Source organism: Dyella sp. 01N36, from assembly GCF_056399745.1.
This window is the reverse complement of sequence record NZ_JBFTRY010000005.1, coordinates 87,212-93,422: the sequence shown is the minus strand read 5'-3', so window position 1 is coordinate 93,422 and position 6,211 is coordinate 87,212. Positions and strand designations below refer to the sequence as shown.

6 protein-coding genes are annotated in these 6,211 nt (G+C 66.9%); 3 read left to right on the top strand and 3 right to left on the bottom strand.

The genetic code is table 11. The annotated features are described in order from the left end of the window. Positions 1 to 572 precede the first annotated feature (572 nt). A complete protein-coding gene (locus AC1DMG_RS02580; RefSeq protein ID WP_441604858.1) occupies positions 573 to 992 on the bottom strand; it encodes a hypothetical protein in 420 nt (139 codons plus the stop codon). Positions 993 to 1,044: 52 nt separating this feature from the next. Then, the gene (locus AC1DMG_RS02575; RefSeq protein ID WP_441604857.1) at positions 1,045 to 1,527 is read right to left on the bottom strand and encodes a YiiD C-terminal domain-containing protein; all 483 of its coding nucleotides are present in this window, start codon (positions 1,525 to 1,527) and stop codon (positions 1,045 to 1,047) included. A 104-nt stretch (positions 1,528 to 1,631) separates the two neighbouring features. On the opposite strand from AC1DMG_RS02575, the gene AC1DMG_RS02570 reads away from it, so the two are divergent. From AC1DMG_RS02570 to AC1DMG_RS02560, 3 genes are all read left to right on the top strand, one after another. Continuing rightward, on the top strand, positions 1,632 to 2,402 hold the full coding sequence (locus tag AC1DMG_RS02570) for a uroporphyrinogen-III synthase (RefSeq protein ID WP_441604856.1): 771 nt from the start codon (positions 1,632 to 1,634) through the stop codon (positions 2,400 to 2,402). Positions 2,403 to 2,480: 78 nt separating this feature from the next. Continuing rightward, a complete protein-coding gene (locus AC1DMG_RS02565; RefSeq protein WP_441604855.1) occupies positions 2,481 to 3,581 on the top strand; it encodes a uroporphyrinogen-III C-methyltransferase in 1,101 nt (366 codons plus the stop codon). After that, positions 3,578 to 4,834 (top strand): heme biosynthesis protein HemY, encoded by a 1,257-nt coding sequence (locus AC1DMG_RS02560; RefSeq protein ID WP_441611487.1) that lies wholly within the window; start codon positions 3,578 to 3,580, stop codon positions 4,832 to 4,834. The genes AC1DMG_RS02565 and AC1DMG_RS02560 overlap by 4 nt, the downstream gene beginning before the upstream one ends. Positions 4,835 to 4,859: 25 nt before the next feature. On the opposite strand, the gene AC1DMG_RS02555 is transcribed toward AC1DMG_RS02560, so the two are convergent. Further along, positions 4,860 to 6,146: a hypothetical protein gene (locus AC1DMG_RS02555; protein WP_441604853.1), complete on the bottom strand. Its 1,287-nt coding sequence runs from the start codon at positions 6,144 to 6,146 to the stop codon at positions 4,860 to 4,862. Positions 6,147 to 6,211 lie beyond the last annotated feature (65 nt).

Below are 6,211 nucleotides of genomic sequence, written 5' to 3'. Positions count from 1 at the left end.
CGTGGCTGTCGCGCACAGGGTGCGCTCCCACAGACAAGCGGGCGTTGGAGAGAAAATGAGCGATGCCCAAAGCCGATGCGAAGCGAGGCCCCGCTTTAAGTCCTCAGCGATTCGGGCGCGTTGCGCAGCGCTTGGAAGTATCCCCTGTGTACCCTCGGAGGTTGTCCCGCAACAGCGCGTCTCGAGCGCTCGGGCTTATCCCAACACGATGCTGCGGGCGTTATCAGGCCATTCTCTTTGGGTTACTTTCGACGCGAAGCTAGTCCCGAGGGATCTCTTGGGCCAGCAAGAGAAAAGTGACTCGGTCGGCGGCAGCCGATCGAAACGCCCGCCGCGCAGGCGGCACGCTGGCCTCGAGGCGACGACCGGAGACTGACGAGACTGGATGACCAGCCCTTTGGCCGTTGAAAAGCGCCTCCGGCCTACGCCGGAATGACGAGCAAAGGGCGGCCTGCGCCGAGAGGACGAGCAAAAAACAGGAGCCCCTGTGCCGGGATGACGATCAAAAAAAAGGTCACCGCCGGGACGACGAACTAACCCGCACCGCGGCCATCGGCCGAATCAACCTCACCCTACATCGGCTTCCCACTGATATCCGGCAACCCCGTCTCCAGATACCAGTGCTTGCTCTCAGCGTCATAACGCCACGTCTGGTGATCCGTCACCGTGCGCTCAGCCTGAGTATTCACGTTGACCAGGTTGATCTTCACCGTCTGCTTCACTTCAAGCTGGCCATTGGGTACGACGCCGTTGCCGTCGTCATAGCCGCTGACCTTGTATTGCTGGTAGCGGGACATCTCCAGGGGCGAGATCGGATGGGCCTCGCGCACCTTCGGGTCCACGAACACCAGGGCGGCGTTGAAGTCGCCCCAGCGCACCGCGCTGGCGTACGCATTGAGCGTGGTGGTGAGGTCGTCGTTGCGTTTGTTGGTGGCACAGCCACCGAGTGCAAGCACGGACAGCGTGACGAGCGGGATCAGGACGCGGCGCATCTGGCATTCCCCTTGGACTAGGCCTGCATTGTGCCCAAGCAGAAAGACTTTTTCATACGGCGTCGGGGGAGCGTCGCTTGGCCACGAAACGGGCTTCCAGTGTCGCGGCGGGCTTGGTACCGGTGCCGGGTACCAGGCAGGTCACCTCGATACGGGCGCGGCCACGCGAGTCGAGCGTGTCGAAAAAGGTGACCCAGTTCGCACCTTCGGCCAGGCGTGCTTCGCTGACGAAGCCCTCCCAGACCGGTTCCAGGTAACGCACGGTGGATTCGCCGACGAACAGGTCGCATTCGAGGCCGCGCATGCGCAGTTCCAGTTCGACCAGGCCCCAGCCGTTGAGCGTCATCACGCTGACCAGGCTGCCGCCGAAGGCGCAACCCTTGTCGTTGATGTTCGGGCCCAAGGGGGCGGCGAGGGAGAATTGCTGCTCGTCGCAGCCGTGCAAGTTGACGTCCATGGTCTGCGCCAGGGGAATTTCATCGCGCATGAAGTTGACCAGCTTGCGTGCAAGAGTGTGTCGTTCGGTGCTGCTCATCGTCGCGGGGTAGGCATGGGGGGAAGGCGTAGTTTACGCACCCAGGCGGGACAGCACCGCTACGGCCCGGGCCGCTACACTCCCCGGCACCCCCGGAGAGGCCCATGAGCACGCGATCCCCGACCCTTGCCGAGCCCGCGCTGGACGGACGCACCGTGGTCATCACGCGCCCGGCCGGTACGGGTTCGCCGTTGGCGCGGCGGGTGCGGCGGATGGGCGGCGTGCCGCTGTTGTTGCCGGGTTTGTCGCTGCGTGCGGTCGATGATGCGGAGGCGGCGGCTATCGAGCTGCGTGCCGCATTGAGCGACCAATTGCTGATCTACACGAGCCCCGCCGCCGTACGTTTTGCCGCCCGGCTGGCGCCGTTGCGAACCACCGCCACCGTGCTTGCGGTAGGCCAGGGCACGGCGCGGGCATTGGCGCGCCATGGTGTCGATGCGCTTGCCCCGCTGGCGCGCCAGGACAGCGAAGGTCTGCTGGAACAACCCGGGCTTTCTCAGGTGCGGGACCGCCGGGTGGCGCTGATCGGTGCGCCGGGTGGTCGCGGCGTGCTGCGTGCGGAACTGCTTGCGCGTGGTGCACAGCTGCGCGAGGTGCATGTCTATCGCCGCGGCACGCCGCGCTGGCAGCGTCGTCAGCTCGATGCCATCCGCCAATTGCCGGTTGACGCGCGAGTGCTGCTGTCCAGCGCCGAAGCGCTGGATAACCTCAAGCAGGGCTTGCCTGCCGATGCGTATGCGCAGCTGATCCGGGCGGTGGCCATCGCCAGCAGCGAGCGGCTCGCCGAGGCCGCGCATGCTGCCGGCTTCAGGCGCGTCGCGGTGGCAGCCTCGGCGCTATCGGACAACTTGCTGGCAGCCGCAGCCCGTTCTTAGGCGTTTTCCTGCGGGAACCCCACGCCTTCACGCGCGTTTGATGCGAGCCCCCCGGCGTGGGCTGTTAGCATGTCGCGCATGAGCCAAGACGACTCCTTCCTCGATCGTGGTGCGCCTGCGGGCGCGCGTTCAGACACCCATCCCCGCGCCCAGCGCGTGACGCCGCCAGCCCGGCGCGGCAGCGGCACCCTGGCGGTGGCCCTGCTGATCTCCTTGCTTGCCCTTGGCGGCGCCGGCTATGTGGGCTGGCGCCAATGGCGGCAGGAACAGGGCAATGCCGCCGGCAATGCGGCGCTCAGCGGACTCAAGCAGCGCGTCGATACCCTGGAGAGTGCGTTCGGCGCCAGCGACAGTGAGCGCAATCTGTTGCGCCAGCGCCTGGGCGATGCCGATCAGGTGAATCGCTCCTTGCGCGAGGAGCTGCTGAGCCAGTCCGAGCGCACGCGCAATCTCGAAGACGCAGTGACCAAGCTGTCCGAAAAGACGCTGTCCGGCCACGACGCCATGTTGCTGGACGAAACCGAATCGCTGCTGCGCATGGCCAAGGAACGCTACGACCTGTTCCACGACGCCCAGGGCGCACTCGCTGCCTATGCGCTCGCCGACCAGGCACTCGCCGCGGTCAACGACGGCGCCTTCTCCGGTCTGCGCCAGAGCGTCGGCGCGGAACGCGAAGCGCTGAGCAAGACGCAGACGATGAATGTGGACACCGCGCTGAACACGTTGAGCAATCTGCGCGCTGCGACCATGGAACTGCCGCTCAAGCCGTTGGATGCCGCGGCATCGGACAGCGCCCCCGGCGGCTGGTCGCGCATCATGGGCGCCCTCGATCAAGTGGTGAAGGTGCAGCGCACGAATGGCGCACCGCTGTCGGTGGCCGATGCACGCTTCGCGCGCGAGCTCGCTTCGATCGATCTGGCACAAGCGCAGGCGGCGCTGCTGGCCTCCGATCGCGACGCCTACATCGCGGCGCTCAAGCGCGCCGATGCCGGCATCGCGGCGCAGTTCGACATCAACGCCGCGCCGGTACAGCAGGCGCGCACGCAGTTGGCGAGCCTGCTTGCCCAGCCGCCCGGTGCGGCGGTGCAGCTGGGTGCGGCCCTGGGCGAGCTGCGCAATCTGCGCGCCGTGCATGCACTCAAGCCCGCGGCCAGCAGCTCGGCCGGAGCCAAGTCATGACGTTGTGGCGCTGGATACTGCTGCTGGTGATCGTGGCGGCACTGACCGCGTTCGGCTGGCATTGGGTAGCGGAAGATCCAGGCTACGTGCTGGTGCAGCTGCGCGGCTGGCAGGCGGAAACCACGGCGGTTGCCGCGATTGTGATCCTGCTGCTGGCCTGGGCCCTGCTGAGCGCGCTCTGGTTTGCCGTGCGTTGGCCGTTCGGCGCGTTCACCCGTCGCCATCGCCGGCTGAGCCGCCGGAAAATGAGTGATGGCCTGCTCGCGTTGATGGAAGGTCGCCACGGCGATGCCGAGCGCGATCTGCATCGTGCCTCGCGTCTGGATGTGCTGCGTGGTCCTGCCTTGCTCGCGGCGGCCGAGGCCGCATCGCGTCGCGGCGAAAACAGTCGCGCGCTCGCTACGCTGGACGACGCGGCCCAGGTCGCACCGCGTGGCGCCCGCGTGCTGCGCGCCCGGGTACTGCGTCGCGAGGGTCGTCCTGCTGAAGCCGTGAATCTGCTGGCGGCCGATGCCGACGCCGGCAGCCTCACGCCCGGTGGTTGGCGCGAACTCGCGCTTGCTGCCCTCGCCAGCGGCGATACGCGGCGGGCGCGACAGGCCTTGGAGCCACTGCAAAAGAGTGGCTCGCTCAGCACGAAGACCTTTGCCGTATTGGAAGGCCAGGTGCTGGCCGCTTCACTGCGCGGAGCCTCCGACGCGGCTGCGCTCAACACCCTGTGGTCGCAACTCCCGAAGACCCAGCGTCGCGTGCCTGCGGCGGTGGACGCCTATGCGCGCCAGGCGGCATCGTTCGGCATGGTGTTGCCGGCGATGGACGAAGTGGAATCGGCACTGCGTCGCGAGTGGTCGCCGCTGTTGATCGAAACCTACGGTGCGCTCGGCGGTGAAGATATCGAAGCGCGCCTGCGTCGCGCCGAGTCGTGGCTCGACGCCCATCCCAACGATGCCGCGCTGCTGCTCACGCTGGGCCGCATGTGCGTACGCCAGGGCCTGTGGGGCAAGGCGGCGCAGTATCTGGAACGTTCGCTGGCCCTCACGCCCAGCAGCGGCGCGTGGGAATCGCTGGGCGACGTCTACGCCGGCCAGGACGATGCCGCGCTGGCCCAGCGTTGTTACCGCAATGCCCTGGCGCTGGCGCGTGGCGAAGCGGTTGCCCCGTTGCCGCAGGGTGCGCGCTCGGCGCGCCTGGACACCCGCCCCATCGCGGTGGAAGAGCGCAGCGAACACGGTGTGCCGCGCTTGCCCGAATAAGCGGGCGGCAGGCCATCCATCGTCTTCAGGTCTGAATTCCCAGCTGTGCCAGTTGGGGATCGGCCATGCGCCAATGAGGCCACCGGCCGCCTCGCAGGCAGGACAAGGTGGCATCGCGCAGGCGATGCAACTGAGTTGGATCCAGTGGTGGTGACCAGTCCGGCTCGTGCACAGCATGCTCGATGCGCTCGCAATTGCCTTGGGTGATGGCGACATGCTCGGGCAGCGTGAAGGAAGGACGAGACACCAGTGGCGCGGTGACCGCTGGCACCGATGTAGCGGTTGTTGGCGCGTGCGGCTCGCTATTGAACGCATGGCTGAACACGTTGATCAACCCGATGACGCCGACGACAGCGCCCAACCTGCCGCCATAGTTTGTGCGCGTGCGTGGCGGAGCTGCCTGTCGATACGCCGCAGGCGAAGGCAGGTTGGAGAACGACTCCGCCATCGCCTTGTCTCGCGGCGGTAGTGCCGCGAATGCCTGTTCCCAGGCCGCCAGCGCTGAGCGCTCGACGCGCAGCGCGAGGTAATGCGGATAGCTCTGCAATAACTGCTGCATGTCCGGCCAGCGAAGGGTAGCGTCACGCGTGAAGTGCGAGGGTACGAGGTCGGGGCGATCGAGCGGTGGTGCGCCGCCAAGGCGATCGAAAAGGTCGTTGCAACCGGTGGCTGTCGCAGTCCGCCTCCATGCGATCTCTTCTTCCTGTACTGCACGAATCCACCCTCCACGCGCGCCCATTTGCTTCACATGGATGACGTCGTTCCAACCGAACTGGTTGCAGGCAGCATCGAACAGCGCAAGCCGTTGCGGCAGGCGCATCGCGGCAAGCCCGTCGATCAGCATGGCTTCGAAGATGGCCGTGACCTGGAGGTGTTCGCCTCGCAGGCCGATCAGCTGTTCGCTGAACACCACGTCTAACGGTTCGCCGCAGCCCAGCCGTTGCGCCAGTTGCTGCAAGGCGCGATTCGCCACGTTCACCGGCGCATGCGGATCGGGCAGCGGCATCTCGGTCGTGGCAGCAACCGTCGCCGAGGACGGAGGCAGCTGGGCCGGTGCCGGCGCGGCTGCCAGCGGAGCAGTTTCCGCGGCTGCGCCGTCGCTGGCGCGGCGACACCATGCAGTGGCGGCGGCGTACGCCTCGCGCAGCCGCGTGAAACCCCCGATGTCGGTCGACTGGTCGACCTGTTTCAGCCTCGCGGCGTATGCACGCTTGATATCAGCGGCGTCGGCCGCGGTGGTGAGGCCGAGGTGATCCAGGAACCACGGTGTCTGCATATGCGTTCGAATGTCCGGCCGAATGTCGGGTGCCACGTCGCAGGACCCTGCGGCCCTGCAACGTACCTATGGCTTCTCCGTCACTCCCCCTGACGGCGGGC

What these genes read in the sequence shown, in the direction of transcription:
- AC1DMG_RS02580 (WP_441604858.1), bottom strand. Translation starts at nt 992, where the DNA reads ATGCGCCGCGTCCTGATCCCGCTCGTCACGCTGTCCGTGCTTGCACTC.
- AC1DMG_RS02575 (WP_441604857.1), bottom strand. Translation starts at nt 1,527, where the DNA reads ATGAGCAGCACCGAACGACACACTCTTGCACGCAAGCTGGTCAACTTC.
- AC1DMG_RS02570 (WP_441604856.1), top strand. Translation starts at nt 1,632, where the DNA reads ATGAGCACGCGATCCCCGACCCTTGCCGAGCCCGCGCTGGACGGACGC.
- AC1DMG_RS02565 (WP_441604855.1), top strand. Translation starts at nt 2,481, where the DNA reads ATGAGCCAAGACGACTCCTTCCTCGATCGTGGTGCGCCTGCGGGCGCG.
- AC1DMG_RS02560 (WP_441611487.1), top strand. Translation starts at nt 3,578, where the DNA reads ATGACGTTGTGGCGCTGGATACTGCTGCTGGTGATCGTGGCGGCACTG.